The sequence below is a fragment of the Phycisphaeraceae bacterium genome (assembly GCA_019636555.1).
Taxonomy (GTDB): Bacteria; Planctomycetota; Phycisphaerae; order Phycisphaerales; family UBA1924; genus JAFEBO01.
Map to the genome: position 1 here is coordinate 65658 of JAHBXH010000001.1, position 19540 is coordinate 85197.

Consider the following 19540-nt stretch of genomic DNA (forward strand, 5'->3'; position numbering starts at 1 on the left):
TTCTCCCGTATCATGCAGCCGCGACATCGGGAGGCGTGCCCCGCATAGTCGTCGGAATTCAATGCACGCTCTGGACACACACTTCATGAACACCGGTCGCAGGTCCTTCGGTCGTTTCGCGGGCTTGATCGGCGCAGCAATCGTCACGGCGGGAATCGCCGGCATCGGCGCCATGAGCGTTCATGCCCAGAGCGGCACCGCCCCCGCGGCACCGCGGATCGCCCTGATCAACATCGAGAAAGTCATCAACGACCTCGACGAACTGAAGATCGGGCAGCAGAGAATCGCCGCCAAGGCGGAGGCACGACAGGCGGAGCTCAACGCTCTCGGCAAACAGCTCGACGAGGGTCAGAAGAAACTCGAACTGATCGACCCCAAGGACGCCAGCCGGCGCGACGAAGCGGTCAAGCTGATGGAACTGAGCGCCACCGCCAACGCCAAGCAGCAGGCGTTCCAGGCCATCATCAACCTCGAAAAGGGCGACCTGTTCAGGCTGGTGCACGGGCACATCATGGAAGCTTGCGCCAGCTACGCGAAGAAGAACGAGATCGACCTGGTCATGGTCGATGACCGCGTGCTGGCGTTCCAGGAAAACGACGATGTGGGAAAGGTCACAGCCCTGATCTCCCAGAAGCGGATCCTTTACGCGGCCCCGCAGCTTGATATCACCGACGCCGTGATCAAACTAATGAATACGAACTTCGCCGCGAACGGCCAGAAGCCCGCCGACAAGCCCAGGCGGTAATCGTCGCGAGAGCAATGATGCAAGCCACAGCTACTTCCACTCCTTCTTCCGCAGCAACCGGCGGCGAATCCGCGCCGACGGACGATGCAGCTTCGCCCGCGCAGCTCGAAGGCGCCGGGCTGATGACCGCCGGCAAGCTCGCCGAGCTGTTAGGCGGCGAGCTTCTCGGCTCGCCGGAGACCGCAATCAGCGGGATCGGCGCGATCGATCAGGCACGCCCGGGCGATCTCACGTTCATCCGTTCCACCAAATTCGCGCAGATGTGGGATCGAAGCAAGGCCTCGGTCGCGATTCTCGCGCGTGAAGTGGGACCGCCGCGGGCACTCGCCGAGGGTCGCTCTCTCATCGTCGTCGACGACGTCGACGTGGCGCAGCTGAAGATTCTCACGGCCCTTGCGCCGCCGCAGCAGCCCCCCGCACCGGGAATCGACGCCTCCGCGAAGATCGACGCGACCGCGTCGATCGATCCGGGCGCACGAATCGGCCCGATGTGCGTGATCGGTCCGCGCGCGAAGGTCGGGCCGCGCGCCCACCTTGTGTCGGGCGTGCACCTGGGTGAAGACGCGGTCGTTGGTCACGACACCGTCATCGGGCCCGGTTCTGCCGTCATGGATCGCTGCGTCGTCGGAAGCAACTGCAACATCGCGGGCTGCGTCGTGATCGGCGCCGAAGGATTCGGATACACGATGCAGAGCCACCCCAGCGGCCGGGGCAAGTACCTCGTTCACTTCCCGCACATCGGCAACGTTGTCATCGGGGATCATGTCGATATCGGTGCCAACACGTGCATCGATCGCGCGAAGTTCGGCAGCACCTCGATCGGCAGCGGCACGAAAATCGATAACCTCGTTCAGATCGGGCACAACTGCCGCATCGGACGCTCGTGCGTGATCTGCGGGCAGGTCGGGCTGTCGGGCTCGGTCACGTTGGGCGACGGAGTGCAGCTCGGAGGTCGGGTCGGCATCGCCGACAACATCCACGTCGGCTCCATGGCGCGCGTGGCAGCCAGTGCCGGCGTGATGAACGACGTGCCCGCCGGGCAAACGTGGATGGGCAGCCCCGCGCTCCCCGCGAAGGAAGCCGCGCGCAATCTCGCGCTCTTCCGGCGCCTCTCGCAGATCCTGAAGAAGGTGAAGATCGACGGCCTGTAGACGGTCGCCGGCGCGTCGATGAGAACGCCTCAGGAAATCGAAGTCTCCGGATTCGGGCTCTTTTCGGCACGTCCGTCGCGGGTTCTTTTCCGGTGCGCGCAGTCTCAAAGCGGCATTCGCTTCGTTCATCCCGCCGGCTCGCCGAGCGTCGCCGCGCTGATCGCGTTCCAGCGGATCGCGAGCGGCCCGCTCGGAGGCCGAAACACCGTGATCGCAATCGACGCCTACGCCGTCGCAACGATCGAACATCTCTTGTCCGCGCTCGCCGGGCTCAACATCTGGCACATCGATGTCGTGACCGAGGCGGGCGAACTCCCGATTCTCGACGGCTCCGCTCTGGGCTTCGTCGAAGCGCTGCGAGAGTCGCCCGTTTCGGCTGCGACGCCGCTCCAACTGAACCGCCCGTTCCGCGTCGACGATGCCGCGACCGGCGCGTGGATCGAAGCACGCCCCGCGCGCTCGATCCGCTATCGCTACGAACTCCGCTATCCGCCCGGCAGCGGAATCGCGGATCAGCACTTTGAATGGGACGGCGATCCGCGGCACTACAACGAAGAGATCGCGCCGGCACGCACGTTTTCGCTCGAGCGCGAAGCGATCGCGTTGAAGTCTGCCGGCCTGTTTCCCCACTTGACGCCCCGCGACATGCTGGTGATCGCTCCCGACGGACGCCCCATCGACAACACGTACCGGTTTCCAGACGAGCCCGCGCGCCACAAGTTGCTCGACCTGATCGGAGACCTCGCGCTCCTCGGCCGCCCGCTTGTCGCCGAGGTGATCGCGCACCGATCGAGTCACGCGCTCACCCACGAACTCTGCCGCCAAATCGCCGGAGCGATGGACCCCAAGCTCGGCGTGCGGAGTTAGGTCGCTCAGGGCCGTACACTCGGTGCATGAGTGACGAGTCGCTTTCACCCGAATACGTCCGGCGCATCGCCCGGCTTTCTCGCCTGTCGCTGACCGATGCGCAGGCCGCCGAATACGGCTCGCGCATGTCCGCCGTGCTCGGCTACATGAACCGCCTGCGCGAACTCAAACTCGATGACGTCGAACCCATGGCCAACGTCGGCGGCACGACCAACCGCCTCGACGACGATGTACCCGGCCCGACCTTGAGCAACGAAACGCTCATGAAGATCGCGCCGGAATCGATGCCGCCGTTCGTCAAAGTGCCGAAGGTTCTTGGTGAAGGGGGTGGAGCGTGAGAGCCGGTCCCTTTTTGTTGTCAGCGCTTCTGTGCGCCGGGGCGATCATCCCCGGGGCGTGCGAAAAACGCGACGACACGTTGGTCCAAGCGTCGAACGACGATCCGCGGATGAAATCCGCCCGCGACGAAGCATTGAAGAGATTTTCCGAATTCGCCGCGGCGTTCGAGAAACGGAAGATGAGCGATGTCTTCCTGGTCAAGACCGGCTTTCCGGTTCGCAATTCCTCCGACCACGAGTACATGTGGATCAGCGTCCGCAGGATGCAGGGGGACACCATCAGCGGCAAACTCGAAAGCGAACCGTTCAACGATGTCGGGCTGAAACCGGGAGACGACGTCTCGACGACGCGATCGGCAATCCACGACTGGATGTACGGCACCAAGGGTTCCAAACCGATCGGCGGATTCCAGGAAGCCGTGTTGCTGGAGATCGAGAAGGAGCAGCCGAAGTGAGCGCTCCCGGATTCTTCGGTTCCGCAGCTTCGGCGCGCGATCGTGTCGCCGCGACCCTCAAACGTGCGGGCGAAGTCGATGCGAGGCTGAGATCGTTCACGCAGGTCTTCGATCAGTGCGCCAACGAGGCCGCCGCTGCCAGCGATTCGAAGCAAAGCCGCGGCCCGCTCGCCGGTGTTCCCGTCGCGCTCAAAGACAATCTCTGTCTCGCGTGGGGAAAAACTACCTGCGCCAGCAACATGCTGCGCGAGTACGAATCGCCGTTCACCGCGACCGCCGTTCAGAAGCTCATCGACGCCGGCGCGATCATTGTCGGCAAGACCAACCTCGATGAATTCGCGATGGGGTCCTCGTGCGAGAATTCGTGCTTCGGCCCCACGTTCAACCCTTGGGATCTCGCGCGCGTGCCCGGGGGCAGCAGCGGCGGGAGCGCCGCCGCAGTCGCCGCGGGCATCGTCCCGCTCGCGCTCGGCTCGGACACGGGCGGCTCGGTCCGACAGCCCGCTTCACACTGCGGTATCGTCGGCGTGAAACCAACCTACGGACGCGTCAGCCGCTACGGGCTCGTCGCCTACGCGAGCAGCCTCGATCAGATCGGAACTCTGACGCGCACAGTCGAAGATGCCGCCCGCGCGCTCAGCGTGATCTGCGGCCACGACCGGCTCGATTCGACTTCGTCGCAGGAAGCGGTGCCGGACTTTGCCGCGGGACTCGAACAACCGATCGAGAACCTGCGCCTCGCCGTTCCCCGCCAGGCTCGCAGCGCTTCGAATCACCCGGAAGTGTCGCGCGTCTTCGATGAGACCATCGCGACGTACAGGAAGCTCGGCGCCACGATCGTCGATGTCGAGCTCCCGATGCTCGATTACGGGATCGCGGCGTACTACATCGTCGCGCCCGCCGAGGCCTCGAGCAATCTCGCGCGTTTCGACGGCATCCGCTACGGTCACCGCGCGAGGCTCGCGCCGGGCGAAGACTTGTTCGACTTGTACTGCAAGTCGCGCTCAGAGGGATTCGGAAGTGAAGTGCAGCGCAGAATCATGCTTGGTACGCACGTACTGAGCAGCGGTTACTACGACGCGTACTACAACACGGCGCTCAAAGTAAGGCGCAAGATCAAGCAGGACTTTGACCGCGCCTTCGCCGATTGCCACGCCGTCCTGATGCCCGCGAGCCCCTCGCCCGCGTTCAAGGTCGGCGAAAAAACCAGCGACCCGCTCGCGATGTACCTCGAAGATGTGTACACGGTGACCATCAACCTCGCCGGGCTCCCCGCGATGTCGATCCCCGCCGGCTTCGCTTCGGTCGAGAGCAAGCAATTGCCCGTTGGGGTTCAGATCATCTCGCCCGCGTTCGATGAATCTCGCATGCTCCGCATCGCGCACGCGTTCGAGAAGGCGACCGAGTGGCACTCGCGCACGCCGCAGATTTGATGTTCACGGATAATCACGCCGCGGCGGTGAGGATCAGGAAGAGAATCGCGAGGATCGTCGCGTTGTTCAGGAAGTGCGCGACGATCGGGCCGATGATGCTCCCCCGCCACTCGCGGATGAGCGCGAAAACAAACCCGATCGCGATCACCGGTCCCAGCAGCGGGATCGGATAGGGATGCATGAAGCCGAAGACCAGCGCGCTGGCGATCGCCGCGAGTACAAAGTGCATATGAGCCCGCATCGCGCGGAAGAGGCCACCGCGGAACACGGTTTCTTCCACAATCGGCGCCCAGATGGTCGCGAGCGTGAAGAGCAGGACAAGCAACAGCGCGTCGCCCCGACCTGCGATTTCAAGAATCGGGTTTGTCGGCGGCTCGGCATCTTTGCCGCTCCACGTCTGAATCAGGACATTCAGAAGCAGCGAAACGAGCAGCGCACAGAACACGATCGGCAACCCTGCGAGATAGCCGAAGATCCCCGCGCCGATTTCACGGATGATGCCGCGCTCGGCGGTCCAACCCGCAAGTTTGCGGTACTCACCGAATCGCACGCCGCGCAGCAGCGGAAAGAAGATCGCGAGCGCGACGAGCCATTGGCCGCCGATCGCAATATACGCGAACCAGTTCGGCAAGCCGTCTTTCGTCACGACGGCCAAGCCCACGAGCGTGACAACGAGTTTGAAGCCAAGGAAAGTGAGCAGGAACGCCGCGATCATTTCCCAGCCGAAACTGCCGCCCGGCGCGGGCGCGACGAATCGCCGCCGGATTTTTCCTGTTGATATCAAGACGACCATCGCGACAAAGCATCCCATCCCGCCCATCGCCGCGATCAGTCCGGCGGCGCCGATCAGCACGACACCGCCGATGAGTGCGCCGCCGCCCGCCAGAAGTTGTGCGCGCTCGGGATCGCTGTCTGGCTTTCCGAACGAGAGTGCGAGATTGCCGAACCATTCGTGGCGATCGATCAGCCGCTGCTTTTCTTCTTCGGTCGGCGGCGTCGAGTGCGCCTCATCGGTCTTGTAGATCTGCCGCAGCGTTTCGATGTCTTTTTTCGCGGCATCGATGCGGGCCTGTTCGTCCTCTTCCAAATGGCGCGCGAGCCGATCCGGCCGATCCGCGAACTCCTCTTCCATTTCTTTGAAGAGGCGCTCGGCTTCCTTCACTCCGTCTTCGCCCTTCAGGATCTCCGCGTGCACGATCGCTTCGCGAACGCGCTCCGACTCCGACCGCTTCGAGGGGTCGGTCACCGGGCTCTTTGTTTCCGCGAGCCATGCCTCGCGCGCCGCCTTGTCTTCGGTGTCGAAAAGGTGCGCGAGTTTCACGACCATCTTCGACGCGAGTGTCATCGGGTCGGCGAGATCCACCGTCCGCTGCGAGGTGATTGCCTTCGCCGCCTTTTGGGTCGAACTCGACGCACCGGAAAACTGATTGAGAAAGACCACCGTCGCGAAACAAACCAGCGCGATCAACCCGGCCAGCCAGCCCATGCCCTTCGAGCCCGGATCCGGAACGCCACCCTCAGCCTGCGGATTGACGAGAGCGGGTTCCGGCGGGAAGCGGCTGAAGGGGTTCTGGGTCATGCGGTGCTTCTTCTACTTTCTTTGCCGTGGTTCATAGCAGATTCCCCGGCAACTCGATACCCCGTTCGTCCCCATTTCCGGCTCCTCCCCCGCTGCTACCCAGATCGACCGGTCATCGGGCGAGGCCTATACTCGCCGGTCCCTTTTGGGAAATTCTGCCGCACGGACCGCAAGGATTGTTCGGCCCGCCCCGCCCGGTAGGCGGCGAGTACGCAGTTTCGGACGCACCGTCGTCCCGTGCCTTTGGCTTCTCTGCCAATTCGCCCGGAACGCCGGACAAGCGGAGGTTCGCTATGCATCGTCGGCAAACATCACTCCTGAAGCCCGGCACGGGCTCCAACACCTGGCGCGTCGTGGACGCAGCGGGAATCCCGCTCGGCCGCCTCGCCAGCGAAGTCGCGCTGGTGCTCATGGGCAAGCATCGCCCGGATTACACCCCCCACGTTCACTGCGGCGAAAACGTCGTTGTGACCAACGCTGAAAAGGTCGAACTCACCGGCCGCAAGTCGGTGCAGCGCCTCAAGATGCGTTACACCGAATACCCCGGCGGCCTCAAGACCCAGACCTACGGCCAGGTGCGCGAGCGCGACCCGGAGACTCTTGTGAAGGACGCTGTCCGCCGCATGCTTCCGAAGAACCGCCTCAGCCGCATCATGCTCCAGAGCCTGCACGTTGTGAAGGGTTCGGAGCATCCGCACGCCAATCACAAACCCACGGAACTGAAGGTTTCCTGAACCCCGCGAGCACCGAAGAGAAACACCTATGACGACCATGCAGTCCGGTTTGAATATTCCCGCGGGCCTCAGCGCCACCGCAGTCGCGCCTGCCGCGGCACCGATCGTCCGTCCTGTTCGCGCCGCCAAACCCGCCGATCGGCACGGCTGGTGGTGGGGAACTGGCCGCCGCAAGACCGCTGTTGCGCGTGTTCGCATCAAGCCCGCCAAGGGTAACGATGCCGGCATCTCCTTCGAGGTCGCTTCGACCAGCAAGGCCGGCAAGAAGGACCCGAAGAACGAGAAGCGCATCACCAAGACCGTCGAGCAGTACTTCGCCGAGATGCGCGACCGCAACGACGTGCTCGAGCCGATCAAGGCCGCGAGCCTGCAGGACAAGGTCACGGTCATCTTCCGCTGCCACGGCGGCGGCACGATGGGCCAGGCGCAGGCGTGCAAGCTCGCCGTCGCGCGTGCTCTGCTCGGCTACGACCCGACGCTCGAAGCCCGCTTCCGCGAGATGGGCGTGTTGACCCGCGATAGCCGCGAGGTCGAGCGTAAGAAGTACGGCCAGGCTGGTGCGCGTCGTCGCTTCCAGTTCAGCAAGCGCTGATTGTGGGCGGCACAACCCAGTCGATTTTTCAAAGCCCGCGAGCAATCGCGGGCTTTTTCGTGTACCTTACACAAACCGTATGGAAATCCCTGCCCCCACTCTTGCCTTTCTCCGCCTCACGCTCGTCGATGGTCTCGGCCCGGCGACGATCGCCAAGTTGGTCGGGCTCGCGGGGTCGGCGGAAGAGGCGCTCGAACTCTCGCCGGCGCAGATCGGGCTGTGCAAAGTGGGTGCGCAGCGGGCGGCGAAGATGGCGGCGGATATCCGGGAGTCGAAGGCTGCCGCAGAAGATGAGATTGCGCGGGCCGAATCGCTCGGCGTTTCGATCGTTTCGCTGGCGGACGAGTCGTATCCGGCGCTTTTGCGGCAGATCCCGGATGCGCCGCCGATTCTCTATTACAAAGGATCGCTGATTCCGGAATCCGATCGATTCGCGGCCGCGATCGTCGGGAGCCGGCGGTGCACCGCGTACGGGCTTGAACAGACCACGCGCTTCGCGGGAACGCTGGCGCGGGCCGGGATCACGATTGTTTCGGGCGGCGCGCGGGGGATCGATACCGCGGCACACCGCGCCGTTTTGATGAGCAAGGGGCGGACGATCGCGGTGCTTGGGTGCGGGCTGGCGCACACTTATCCGCCGGAAAACGCCGAGCTTTTCGACCAGGTTGCCGCGGTTGATGAGGACGGAAAGAGCCTGGGCGCGGTCGTTTCCGAATTGCCCTTGCAGACGGTGCCCGATCGACAGAACTTTCCGAGGCGGAACCGCATCATTTCGGGCTTGTCGCTGGGCGTGCTGGTGATTGAGGCCGCGAAGGGTTCGGGCGCGCTGATTACGGCGCAGCAAGCCGTCGAAGAGCATGGGCGCGAGGTTTTTGCGATCCCGGGCCGGGTCGATTCCGCGGCGTCGGAGGGTTCAAATGAACTTCTCAAGTCGGGCGGTGCGGCGATGGTCACCGAACCGGGCGATGTGGTCGCGCTGCTCGAATCGCCGGCGCGACACTTGTTCGAAGGCACACATGCCGCGCGATTCGGGCCGACGCGTTCGGAAGAAGAGGTTCCGATCAAGGCGCCCGTTCCGCCTGACCAGGAGCGCATCCTGACCGCGCTCGACACCGAACGCTCGGCGGATGAGCTTGTGGAGTTGACGGGCCTTGCGCCGGCGAGTTTGAGGTCGCACTTGACGCTTCTTGAGATCTCGAAAAGGGTTCACCGGGTGGGCACGCGCTTCGCGCGTCGGACAATGTCCTAGGGCATAGACCCTAACAAACTGACCGCAAAAGTACCTCAGGAGGGCTCCAGATCGCACCCGAACAGATTTTTGGTAAAAATTTGGTATTTTCGTCGGAAATACGGCTCCCACAATGGAATAACACTTGACAGGGGGCGTTCGATACCTTATCTTCTACCAAACAGACCGAGCGAAATCTGATCGGATTCCCGCGCGAACACCGATCAGATGAGCCATGATGACCGCTCTTCCTGCTGTTCTGCGGTTCGGTCCCGGAGGCGAATTCGTCGCGGACTATCAACCCAGGCGACTGGGTTCGACCAGTCTGAGGCGAGTCCAGCGCGGCGTGTGTTCGGGTCTGCTGTCGTGGGCCTGGCGTGCGAAGGAGTCGGAACCGGAGGCGACCGCTCAGCACGTGGCTGAAGGTGAATCCGGGATTCTGGCTGGTGAGTCGGATGTCTTGCGGCTGGTTCAATGGTGCATCGCCGCAAGACTGGTTACGGAAGTTCGTCGCTCGCTGGGTGGGTTGACGGCTTTCGCGACCGGGCCTGAAGGTTCCGTCGCTCGGCTGGACGGAACGGAAGATCGAGCGCGGCTCGAGCGAAACTGGGGAGAAAAGCATCATGAATCTGAACCTGACACCCAAGCAGCTCCGCATCCTGCAACTCATCCGCGACTGGCGCGTCCGTCGTGGCTATTCCCCGACCATGCAGGAACTTGCCGACGAAATCGGCGTCAGCAAGGTCACGGTGTTCGAACACGTCGAAGCGCTTATCAAGAAGGGCGCGTTGGTACGCGAGCCCAACAAGGCTCGCTCTTTGTCGATCGCTGATGGGATCGCGGTTCCGGACGAGGCCCGCCCGCTCCGATTCCCGCTGGTGGGACGGATTGCCGCGGGACACCCGATCGAGCGCGTGGAGAATGCCGACGAGATCGACCTGGCCGACATGCTGGTCGCCAAGACGCAGAAGGGACAGGAATCGACGTTTGCTCTGAAGGTTGAGGGCGACTCGATGCGTGACGAGGGGATACTCGACGGCGACTTCGTCCTGATCGAGCGCACGCAACTGGCACAGAACGGCGACCGGGTGGTGGCGCTTCTGCCCGACGGCTCGACCACTCTCAAGACTTTCTTCAAGGAAGACGACCACATCCGCCTGCAGCCGGCGAATCCGGCGTTCGAGCCGATCCGCGTGCGCTTCTGCCAGGTGCAAGGGGTAGTGAAGGCTGTGGTGAGGCGGTACGGACGGTAAGACCGCCACCCGCGTGACCCGCAAAAGTGCATCCGGTCTCTCGTCGGGTACCTTTTGTGGCGTGGAATCTTCTCGAGCAGAATCGAAGCCGGGGCTCGCGGTCGCGCGTTTGCAGCGCTTGGCGAAAGCACTTCAAGCCGCGGTCCGTTCCGACCTTGCCTCGGACTTTCTGAACGCGACGAGCGCGCTCCCGTGGATTCAGCCACGCAGGCTTTACCAGGACCCCGAATCCAAGGAGTTGTACCCATCGTCGCGGATCGCTTCGATCAGCGCCGAGCGACGCTGGAAACTGGTCAGCCGCTCGTTCGATGAGCACGAGTATTACGAGGGGCGCTACGGCATGCCTCTGTCGTACGCCGTGGTCATGGACGTGCTCGCGCGGCAGGGAGTTGCCTCGATCTCGGGCAAGCGCATCCTCGACATCGGCTTCGCATCCATACTTCCTCTACGGCTGATGGCGTGTCTCGGCGCTTCGGTGACGGGAATCGAAACGGACAAATTGCCTCATGCGCTCTACGGCTTTGACGGCGACACGGGCGCGATCCGCACCGTGCGCGGGCGCACGATCGACCGTTCGCACGAAGGGCACATCCGCCTCGAGCGCGGCAGGCTCGGGATCGATTGGACGCTGCCGCCGGGTTCCTTCGATCTTGTGCTGAGCCGCAACACGCTGAAGCAAGGATACGTTCACCCGCGCGCGGAGCACTCGCACGAGCCGAACGTGAAACTCAAGATGACCGATGAGGCGTTTCTCGCTTCGGTGCGCGCTGGCCTTTCGACAAACGGCCTTTTTGTGATCTACAACACGTTCGACCCTGCGGACACCGGCCCCGGCGCGGACGGACGATCCCCATTTTCGCGTGAGCAATTTGCGGGCGCCGGCTTCGAAGTGCTCGAACATGATCTTTCCGACGATCGCGCGGCGCTCGCGCTCTTTGGCGCGGCGGACGGCGCCGGACAAGATCTTGCCGGACCGCTGGGAAAACTCGCACCGCGCGCGCTCGTGACCATCGCGCGGGCGATCTGATCGTCACAAGCCGCCCTCTGCCGAGTCCGAAAACGAGGAATCGCTCACTCCTATCGGGCCGATTGCCGACGCTTTGTGGAGCGTTCCGCATCGCACTTCAGCAGGGGTTTCGACCATGCGCTACCTAAGCATCTGCCTCGCGACGAGTGTCGCCGGTCTTGTTTTCTCTTGCGGCAAGGAAACAGCGCAGGCACCGGACGTTCCGAAGTTCGTGCAGGAGCAGCAGAACAAGGTGGCGGCGTTCAAAGCGCAGCGCGGGCTCGATGAGCAGCCCAAGGAAATGTCGATCAACGATCGCCTGGCAACGGAACTGCGGCGCGTGCGCGCCGCGGTGACGCAATATTCCGAATCATCGCGATCACTTCCCTGGCGTCCGGGTCAGGCGGTGAGCGATCAGTGGAGTCCGTTCGGTTTCGCGAATCTTCCTGTGAACCCGTTCTCGCCCGAACGCGCCCGAACCAAGATCATCGAAGTAACCCGAAAGGGTGTCACGGGCGCTGCCGCGGACCCGAACGAGGCGGGCTGGGTGTGGAACAGCGCGGACGGCAAGTTGTTTGCCGCGGGAAGCGACGAGTAGCGGATCAGAATCGCTTGTGCGCGGGTCGCTCTTCTGGCCCGCGCAGGCCCATGATCGCGCGCACGAGCGGAAGATCGCCGGCGCGCGTGACTTTGATATTGCGCGGATCGCCCGGAGCGACGACGACCTTGCGTCCCTTTCCTTCGCTCGCAAACAGCTTTTCGACTAACGATGCATCGTCGGTGCTTGATAGATCGACCTGCGCATACGCGGCGCGGATGACGTCGATGGTGAACGCCTGAGGCGTCTGCACGGCAAATAGTCCGGCGCGGTCGATCGTGCTCTCGACGACGATTGTTTTCTCCTCCGAAGCGGATGCACCGAGGATTGCCGCGAGCGGATCGGACGGCCGAGCCGGCGCCTCGGACTGGCTCACGCGCTTGAGCGTGTCGCCCACTTCGAAACCGGGAACGACGGCCGGATGATGTCGCGCGAATTCGAAGACTCGATCGATGAGCTCGGCGGATGCCGCGGGTCGGGCCGCATCGTGAACGGCAACGTGCGTGATTTTCTCTCCGCCGGCTTCGGCGGGTATCGCATCGATCGCCGCCTTGACGGTCTGCCAGCGATGTTCTTTTCCACCCTTTACGATCGCGGCGCCGAGCAGCCCGAGCCGATCGGCGTGCTTGGATTTGAACTCCGCGAATTCGGCGTCGTCGCCCGGACCGGCGACCACGATGAACTTCACATCGTCGTGCTTGGTGAAGATCTCGACGCTGCGCTGAAGCACCGGCTTGCCGCCGAGATCTTCATCGAGCTTGGAGCGCAGGCCGCCGGAATCTGTGTAGCGGCGAGAAGCGCCCGCCGCGGCGATGATGACCGCGATGTTCATGGCCGAATTCATGGCCAGAATCTAGCACGCGTACGGGCGGATGACTTTGCGGACTACTTGGCCTGGTCGCGCACCGGCGTGCCGAATTCGAGCAACACGGGCAGCCGCAGGCGGGGCGACCATTGGCTGGCCGGCTTCTTCCACCAGATCACATCCGCCGCGGATTCCGGCGCGGGTTCGGCGATGGGGCCCTGGGCGAACGCGGCGAGTGCATCCACGCGCTCGAAGACGACGGCTCCGGCAAGCGTGCGCTCGAGATCGTCGCGCACCGATTCGAGGGAATCGGTCGTCGGCCTGACCGTCAAACCGAAGCCCGCGATCGTCGCGCTTTCGGGACGGACGGCCATTGCCGAATCGCGGCTGTCGGCGAGGCGCATGTCGATCGGCCAGGGGTGTGCGGGGATCGAGGCCAGCCCCGAAGGGGCCGACGTCGAAAGGAGCCAGTGAGAATCGCGGCTGTGGCGCTGCGCGAATATTTCGAGTCGTTCGAGATCGCGCCCGGGTGAATCGGTGGTGATGCGGATCGCGAGCACGCCTCGCTTTGCCCACGCGAGCGCGATCGCGGGATCGCGCGTTGAATGCGACTCTTGGGTGGTCTCTTCGGGATTTGCCCGAGCAACTCTGCGCGGTTCCAGCGCGGGCTTCGGCGTTTCCGCGTTCGGCGCTCTCTCAGGGAGAATCGCCCAGCTTGGCAGTTCGCGGGGAGAAGAGCCCGAAGCATTCGTGCCGGAAACGATGGTCTGGCGCGGCACGGCCGGTCGCTGCAGCGCGAGCCACGCGATGCCGCCGACGAGCGCGACGGTCGCGGCGACTGCCGCGATGCGCGTGAACCTCCACGAGCCGAATCGCGGAGACCTTCGCAGCAAATCCGGCGGGTGATAGACCAGCGGAGCGCCCGCGGAGAGATCGGAGAGCAGTGAGCGATCGATTTCGTCGCGCACGATTTGTGAGAGTTGGGCGGCGCGGCGGGCGGGCAAGGGCGTTGCGAAATCCTGGCGAAGAGCGGCCCTGAGCTCTTCGCGATCGCGCCGCATCGCCTCGACTTCGGCACCGACGGCTTCGCTCTCGACCTCGATCGCGCGGAGCATCCGAGCGACTTCTTCGCTCGAATACTGCCGGGCGGGGTTGTCGTGATTCGTGCTCACTTCCGCTTGCTTTCCATCGCCTCGCGCAACGCGACGCGTGCCCGAAACAGCCTGCTCTTCACCGTGCCGATCGCGACGCCGAGCATTTCCGCGATCTGGTCGTATTCCAGATCGTGCCCGTCGCGCAGAAGCAGGATTGTCCGGGCCTCCACGTCGAGAACGGCCAGGGCTTCCAGCACCCGCGCACGATCCTCATCTTGTTGGACTCGCCGGGCCGGGGTTTGTTCCCCGGTGGGAAGGGAATTTCCGAGGGTCTGCGTCTGCCCCGAAACGGCCGAAAACCCGCCGATCGGGGCGTCCAGGCCGCGATGACGCCGCAGCTTTTCGGAACGGGCCCGGGAAAGACACGCATTGATGGCGATCCGGGTGATCCACGTGGAGAACTGGGCGCGGTCGTCGAAGGTGGAGATTGCGCGAACGGCGCGGAGAAGTGCATCCTGCGTTGCTTCGGCCGCGGCATCTTCATCACCGGTGACGCGCAGGCACATGCGGTAGACGCGAACCTGATGGCGCTCGATGAGCGAGGCGAGCGCCCTGGTATCTCCCCGGCGTGCCGCGGCAGAAAGGCGCGCATCGAGCGCCCTTTCGCGATCTGCTGCGGAATCATCCGGGTGCATCATGAGATTGATGCTATCGACGACGAGGGCAATCGACTCATGGGGCCTCGAAAGCGAACCGCACCTTTGCTACCGATCCAACTCCGCCGCGACGATATTGATCGAGCCGAGGATGGCGACGATGTCGCTGAGTACATGTCCCTCGGTCATCTTCGCGACGGTTGAGTAATTGATAAAGCTCGGTGGCCGCGTTTTGACGCGCCACGGGCGCGGGCCTCCATCGCTGACGATGTAGTAACCGAGTTCGCCGTTGGCGGTTTCGTTCGCGCCGTAGATCTCGGCGACCGGCGGCTTCCAGCCGCGGTTGGTCATGATCAGTTCGAAGTGTTGGATGAGGCCTTCGATGCTGCCGTAGACGTCTTTCTTGCTGGGCTTCACCATCTTCGAATCGGCGAAAGTGTCCATCGGGCCGCCGGGGATCTTGTCGATGAGCTGCTCAATGATCTTCGCGGCCTGCTTCATCTCTTCGACGCGCACGAGATATCGCGCGTAGCAGTCGCCGTCGTCGCAGACGGGGACCTGGAACTTCACGGCCTCGGCGCCCTGGCCGTCCCAGTTGTCGGCGTAGCAGAGGTAGGGATCGTCCTTTCGCAGATCGCGCTGCACGCCGCTGGCGCGGGCGAGCGGGCCGGTGAGGCTGAACGCGTTCGCCTCGTCCTTGGTCATCACGCCGATGCCCTTGGTGCGATCCCAGAAAATGCGATTGCGATTGAGAAGGCCTTCAACTTCGTTCAGCGCCTTAGGCAGTTCTTTGTGGATGAAGTTCTTGACGAGCGTCTTGAACATCTCCTCGTCGGGCAAATCCATCATCGCACCGCCGACACGCGTCCAATCCGGGTGGAAGCGCTGCCCGCTGATGAAATCGCAGATGTCGTAGATCTTCTCGCGGAGATTGAAGCAGTAGAGGAAGCCGGTGATGGCGTTAAGGTCCAACCCCGCGGCACCAACGCAGAGCAAGTGATCCTGGATCCGGGCGAGTTCGGCCATGATCGTGCGCACGGCTTTGCAGCGGGGCGTGATGTCGATCCCGAACAATTTCTCCACGGCGTGGTGCCAGCAGATGTCATTGGCGATCGGCGACAGATAGTTCATCCGCGAGACAATCGTCACGTATTGGTTGTAATCGAGGACCTCGCCGAGCTTCTCGAAGCCCGAGTGCAGATAGCCGATGTGGGGCGTGATCCGGGCGATCCGTTCGCCGTCGAGCTCCATCACGATGCGGAGCGTCGTGTGTGTCGCGGGGTGCTGCGGGCCGAAGTTGAGCACCCAGCGGTCGCCGGTATCGACGTGCTTCTTGATGTAGTCGATGTTGTCGGCATCGACGCTCAGGGATTCGATGGGCTTGAGGGTGTAGGGCATGGTGAGGGCGATCATAGAACGCCGCAGGGGGCGCTCCACCGTGCCTCGCACGCGGCCATCCCTGCTTTTTAATTGTTCTTTGGATTTCCCGGTGGACAAACGTAACCAATCGGTTACGCTTTGTGGGTGAGCAGCCCCCGAAGCGCCAAGCTGGTTTTTCGGGCCATCGCCGACCCCACGCGGCGCAACATCCTCGACAGGTTGCGCACCGCTCCGATGCGTGCGGGGGACATCGCCGATGCCTTTCCCGTCAGCCGCCCCGCGATTTCCAAGCATCTGCGCATCCTTCGCGCGGCGCGGCTGGTCAGGCAATCGCGCAAGGGCCGCGAGCGCTTTTACTCGATCTCTCCACAGCCGCTCGAGCACATCGATGTGTGGCTCGCCGCTTATCGCCTGCACTGGAGCGCGAATCTCGTTGCGCTCAAGGAGTTTGTCGAGTCCGAACAGCACCAACGAGCCGGAGACAAATCATGAAACAGGCTACGCAGAACGCGCGATTCAAAAAGTCCTTCGCCATTTCAGATTCACCGGAGCGGGTCTTTCGTGCGCTCACCGCCCCGGATGAGCTCCGCTCGTGGTTCGCGGAGCACGCCGAGGTCGAACCGAAAGCAGGGGGCGTGTACGGCTTCTGGGGCACGCTCACACCGTGGACGCCGCGCGAGTGCGCGACGCAGCGGATCATCCGGATCGATCCGCCTCGCCTGCTCTCGTATTCCTGGCGGTGGCGCGAACTCGACAGCACGGTGATCATCACGCTCGACGGCTCCTCGAAGCACACGAACCTGCGCATCGTTCAAGAAGGAACGGGCAAAGTTCTCGACAGCCGCGAGAACACCGAGTTCGCAATGCTCGATTTCTGGCGGCTCTCGATCGGCAATCTGCGTTCCTTCCTCAAGAACGGGAAAGCGGCTCTGCGTCCGAACTTCGAGAACAAAGGCGATCGCGTGGCGCTCTCGATCGAGATCGAGGCGCCCGCCGCGGCGGTCTTCCGCGCGCTCACCGATCCCGCGCAGATGGACAAGTGGATCTCGACCAAAGCGGCGGTCGAACCGCGCGCGGGTGGTACGTACAACTACGGCTGGAAATTCGGCGATCCGCCGGCGCACTGCGGACCGCACCGTTTCTTGGCGATCGAACCCGGCAAGATGATCGAGCACGATTGGGATCACGCAAAGGAACCGACCTCGCGCGTGCGCTGGGAAATCTCCGAGATCGGGCCCGGGCGCTCGCGCGTAACCCTCACGCATCTTCGCCCGGCGGAAGACGACTCGACACGCGGCGGCTACATCGCGGGCTGGGGCGCTTTCATGCACATGCTGAAGCAGTTTGGCGAGAATCCCGAAGCGACCGATCTTCGCTAGCGATTGTGGACCTGTACGCTTCGCTCGTGGAAGGCGAATCGCCAACAAGCACCGCCATGTGCCTGCGCTGCGGCTACGAGCTGCGCGGGCTTGCGCCGACGGGTGTCTGCCCCGAATGCGGGCTCTCCATCGCCGAGTCGCTCGAGAAGCGCCGACTCGGGCTCTCTTCTCCGGGCTATCTCGCCTCGCTTCGGCTGGGGGCGCTGGTCGCGATGGTCGCGCTTGCGATCTATATTGCCGCGGGATTCGTGCGCTGGCACCTGATCGGATTCCTCTTTACTCCGGGCACGCAGAAGTACTTTGTGTTTCTCGATATCGCAGGCGCGGCGCTGCTGGTCTTCGGCGTCTGGAAACTCACGATTGACGACCCCGGTCTGCACATCAAGGACCAGGCGCGGACGAACAAGCGCGCGATGAAGTGTGCCGCGGCGGGCCTGCTCCTGCTGGCGATATTCGAACTGCTCGTGGCGCTTCGCGCGCCGTTGCCGACGATCGCGATCGGGGTAAGCCCCGCGGCACTGTCACTCTCGGCCGTCATCATGATCATGGCGGGCGCACTCTGGAATCTCGCCTGCTGGCTCACGCTCGCGACCGGGCTTGTGAACTACACGCGCTGGCTCGCTGTGCGCGTCCCCGACCATCGCCTGCTCGGGATGGCGAAGTCCATGAGCTGGCTGCTGCCCGTTGCGATCGCCGCGGCGTTTGTTGCGTCGCTGATTTTCGGGACGGCGACCCGTGTTGTCCCGCTGGGCCTGATGGCCTGGCTGTTGGGTTCTGCGAGGGAGAGGATCAGGTCGGAATCGGGCGGATGATTGGCGGTTGGAACTCGTCCCTATCTACCCGAGCTGGAATTATCGGCGGCGGATCACTCCGGCCCCACCACTACTCACCACTAGTCGAAGCTGGCGTTTGACAATCCTAAAAACATCTTTCACAATCCGAAAGCATGGCTTTCAATTTTCCAAACGGTGTGCCCAAGTTTCCCGCCAGCGTGAAGGCGAGACCAAGGCCTTCGAGCGAGCGGCCGCAATCGAGCGAGTTGCGGGATGCGGCGGCGATCGAACAAGCAGCGGCTCACCCGCTTGCGAGACTGCCGCGAGAGGATCAGGACCTGATCGTCCACCTTGTGCTTTGCTCGGGTTCGCTCAAGGAACTCGCGAGCGCGTACGAAGTGAGTTACCCCACCATTCGGATTCGGCTGGATCGGGTGATCGAGCGGTTGCGGGTGATCATCGCCGGGCGTGAGCCGGGCGGCATCGCAGAACTTCTCGAGCAGATGATCGCGCGGGGAGACCTTGCGGCGGACGCCGCGGATCTCATCCGAGAAGCCGTCCGAGCTGAGCGCGGCGGCTGAACAAGCACGAATCATCATTAGAATCAGCGCATGTCCGACGATTCTGGTCCGACACCGATCGCTCACTGCATTCACTGCTCGTACGAACTCACGGGCCTTGCATATTCGGCAAACTGTCCGGAGTGCGGGAGCCCCGTGCAAGACTCACTGCGCGGCGACCTGCTCGTTTTTCGCCAGCCCGAGTATGTCCTCAAGCTTCGACGTGGCGCGTTTTTGGTGGAAACCTCCATCAATCTGACGGTCGGATCGCTCGCTCTGATGCTTGTGTACGTCCTCACGCTCGCGGTTGCCGGCATGCACAACACCTGGTTCTTCGGCGCGGGAATCATCGTGTTGACGCTGGTGTTTCTCGCCGGATTGGTTCTTTTCCCGATCGGTTGGTGGCTTCTGAGTTCGCCCGACCCCGGGCGCGCCGATATCGCGGGCGAACAACGGGCGAGGCGTCTGATCCGTGTCACGGTTGCGATCACTGTTTTTTCTTCACTGGTGAGTGCCGCGAACGAAATGATTTTCCGTGGCCAGCTCTTTTCCGGGAGCGCCTCCTCGGTTTTTTCTCAACTGCTGGAGCTGATTCGCACAGTCATGCAGTTCACGACACTCGCCGCTTGGCTTGTGCAGTTTTTTTCCGCGATGGTGTATTTGCGGTGGCTCGCGAAGCAGATTCCCAATCTCCGCATTTACCAGCGGGCCGGCACGCTCATGTGGCTCGGACCTCTGCTCTCGCTGCCATACTGCCTTTTGATCCCGCCCCTGATTGCGCTCGTTCTGTACGGCAACCTGCTTTCATGGGTGAAAGAAGCGCTGACACAGATTGCCGAACAACAACGAGGCATCGGCCGCCCTGTTTCTGAGTCGTAATTTCAGATTCGCGCCCACGCGGCCCGGGCCAACCG

Annotated in this window: 22 protein-coding genes; 17 read left to right on the forward strand and 5 right to left on the reverse strand. The window is 63.2% G+C overall.

Features of this window, described 5'->3' with window-relative positions; all coding sequences use genetic code 11:
- The first annotated feature begins 85 nt into the window (after window positions 1-85).
- Genes KF691_00235 through gatA form a run of 6 tightly spaced genes read left to right on the forward strand, consistent with a single transcriptional unit; the run spans window position 86 to window position 4989 of the window.
- Window positions 86-745, forward strand: a complete 660-nt coding sequence (locus tag KF691_00235) for an OmpH family outer membrane protein (GenBank protein ID MBX3387858.1) — start codon at window positions 86-88, stop codon at window positions 743-745.
- A 17-nt stretch (window positions 746-762) separates the two neighbouring features.
- Window positions 763-1896: a UDP-3-O-(3-hydroxymyristoyl)glucosamine N-acyltransferase gene (gene lpxD / locus KF691_00240; protein ID MBX3387859.1), complete on the forward strand. Its 1134-nt coding sequence runs from the start codon at window positions 763-765 to the stop codon at window positions 1894-1896.
- Window positions 1897-1914: 18 nt separating this feature from the next.
- On the forward strand, window positions 1915-2763 hold the full coding sequence (locus KF691_00245) for a UDP-3-O-acyl-N-acetylglucosamine deacetylase (GenBank protein ID MBX3387860.1): 849 nt from the start codon (window positions 1915-1917) through the stop codon (window positions 2761-2763).
- 26 nt (window positions 2764-2789) lie between these two features.
- On the forward strand, window positions 2790-3101 hold the full coding sequence (gene gatC / locus KF691_00250) for an Asp-tRNA(Asn)/Glu-tRNA(Gln) amidotransferase subunit GatC (protein ID MBX3387861.1): 312 nt from the start codon (window positions 2790-2792) through the stop codon (window positions 3099-3101).
- Entirely contained in the window at window positions 3098-3556 is a 459-nt protein-coding gene (locus KF691_00255; protein ID MBX3387862.1) for a DUF2314 domain-containing protein, read from the forward strand. The genes gatC and KF691_00255 overlap by 4 nt, the downstream gene beginning before the upstream one ends.
- Window positions 3553-4989, forward strand: coding sequence for an Asp-tRNA(Asn)/Glu-tRNA(Gln) amidotransferase subunit GatA (gene gatA, locus KF691_00260; protein ID MBX3387863.1), 1437 nt, complete (start codon window positions 3553-3555; stop codon window positions 4987-4989). Before KF691_00255 ends, gatA begins: the two co-directional genes overlap by 4 nt.
- 13 nt (window positions 4990-5002) lie before the next feature.
- Here gatA and KF691_00265 read toward each other — a convergent pair whose 3' ends face one another.
- Complete coding sequence (locus KF691_00265) at window positions 5003-6568, reverse strand: CPBP family intramembrane metalloprotease (protein ID MBX3387864.1); 1566 nt, start codon at window positions 6566-6568, stop codon at window positions 5003-5005.
- A 293-nt stretch (window positions 6569-6861) separates the two neighbouring features.
- Between KF691_00265 and rplM the strand changes: the two genes are divergently transcribed.
- From rplM to KF691_00295, 6 genes are all read left to right on the forward strand, one after another.
- Window positions 6862-7302, forward strand: a complete 441-nt coding sequence (gene rplM, locus KF691_00270) for a 50S ribosomal protein L13 (GenBank protein MBX3387865.1) — start codon at window positions 6862-6864, stop codon at window positions 7300-7302.
- A 28-nt stretch (window positions 7303-7330) separates the two neighbouring features.
- Window positions 7331-7894: a 30S ribosomal protein S9 gene (gene rpsI / locus KF691_00275; GenBank protein ID MBX3387866.1), complete on the forward strand. Its 564-nt coding sequence runs from the start codon at window positions 7331-7333 to the stop codon at window positions 7892-7894.
- 79 nt (window positions 7895-7973) lie between these two features.
- Window positions 7974-9143, forward strand: a complete 1170-nt coding sequence (gene dprA / locus KF691_00280) for a DNA-processing protein DprA (GenBank protein ID MBX3387867.1) — start codon at window positions 7974-7976, stop codon at window positions 9141-9143.
- A 602-nt stretch (window positions 9144-9745) separates the two neighbouring features.
- Complete coding sequence (gene lexA / locus KF691_00285; GenBank protein MBX3387868.1) at window positions 9746-10375, forward strand: transcriptional repressor LexA; 630 nt, start codon at window positions 9746-9748, stop codon at window positions 10373-10375.
- A 61-nt stretch (window positions 10376-10436) separates the two neighbouring features.
- Window positions 10437-11402, forward strand: a complete 966-nt coding sequence (locus KF691_00290; GenBank protein MBX3387869.1) for a hypothetical protein — start codon at window positions 10437-10439, stop codon at window positions 11400-11402.
- A 115-nt stretch (window positions 11403-11517) separates the two neighbouring features.
- Window positions 11518-11979, forward strand: a complete 462-nt coding sequence (locus KF691_00295) for a hypothetical protein (protein MBX3387870.1) — start codon at window positions 11518-11520, stop codon at window positions 11977-11979.
- A 4-nt stretch (window positions 11980-11983) separates the two neighbouring features.
- On the opposite strand, the gene KF691_00300 is transcribed toward KF691_00295, so the two are convergent.
- The 4 genes from KF691_00300 to KF691_00315 all read right to left on the reverse strand — a co-directional run bounded on the left by KF691_00300 (window position 11984) and on the right by KF691_00315 (window position 15932).
- The gene (locus tag KF691_00300) at window positions 11984-12823 is read right to left on the reverse strand and encodes a 2-C-methyl-D-erythritol 4-phosphate cytidylyltransferase (GenBank protein ID MBX3387871.1); all 840 of its coding nucleotides are present in this window, start codon (window positions 12821-12823) and stop codon (window positions 11984-11986) included.
- Between the two features lie 41 nt (window positions 12824-12864).
- Entirely contained in the window at window positions 12865-13956 is a 1092-nt protein-coding gene (locus tag KF691_00305; GenBank protein MBX3387872.1) for a hypothetical protein, read from the reverse strand.
- Window positions 13953-14576, reverse strand: a complete 624-nt coding sequence (locus tag KF691_00310) for a sigma-70 family RNA polymerase sigma factor (GenBank protein ID MBX3387873.1) — start codon at window positions 14574-14576, stop codon at window positions 13953-13955. Before KF691_00310 ends, KF691_00305 begins: the two co-directional genes overlap by 4 nt.
- Window positions 14577-14642: 66 nt before the next feature.
- Window positions 14643-15932 (reverse strand): NADH-quinone oxidoreductase subunit D, encoded by a 1290-nt coding sequence (locus KF691_00315; GenBank protein MBX3387874.1) that lies wholly within the window; start codon window positions 15930-15932, stop codon window positions 14643-14645.
- Window positions 15933-16058: 126 nt separating this feature from the next.
- Here KF691_00315 and KF691_00320 point away from each other — a divergent pair, with 126 nt between their 5' ends.
- From KF691_00320 to KF691_00340, 5 genes are all read left to right on the forward strand, one after another.
- Window positions 16059-16406, forward strand: coding sequence for a winged helix-turn-helix transcriptional regulator (locus tag KF691_00320; GenBank protein MBX3387875.1), 348 nt, complete (start codon window positions 16059-16061; stop codon window positions 16404-16406).
- Window positions 16403-17293, forward strand: a complete 891-nt coding sequence (locus KF691_00325) for an SRPBCC domain-containing protein (protein ID MBX3387876.1) — start codon at window positions 16403-16405, stop codon at window positions 17291-17293. The genes KF691_00320 and KF691_00325 overlap by 4 nt, the downstream gene beginning before the upstream one ends.
- 26 nt (window positions 17294-17319) lie before the next feature.
- Window positions 17320-18105 (forward strand): hypothetical protein, encoded by a 786-nt coding sequence (locus KF691_00330; GenBank protein MBX3387877.1) that lies wholly within the window; start codon window positions 17320-17322, stop codon window positions 18103-18105.
- Between the two features lie 134 nt (window positions 18106-18239).
- The gene (locus KF691_00335) at window positions 18240-18647 is read left to right on the forward strand and encodes a DUF2089 family protein (protein ID MBX3387878.1); all 408 of its coding nucleotides are present in this window, start codon (window positions 18240-18242) and stop codon (window positions 18645-18647) included.
- A 30-nt stretch (window positions 18648-18677) separates the two neighbouring features.
- Window positions 18678-19505, forward strand: a complete 828-nt coding sequence (locus tag KF691_00340; GenBank protein MBX3387879.1) for a hypothetical protein — start codon at window positions 18678-18680, stop codon at window positions 19503-19505.
- Window positions 19506-19540: the final 35 nt, after the last annotated feature.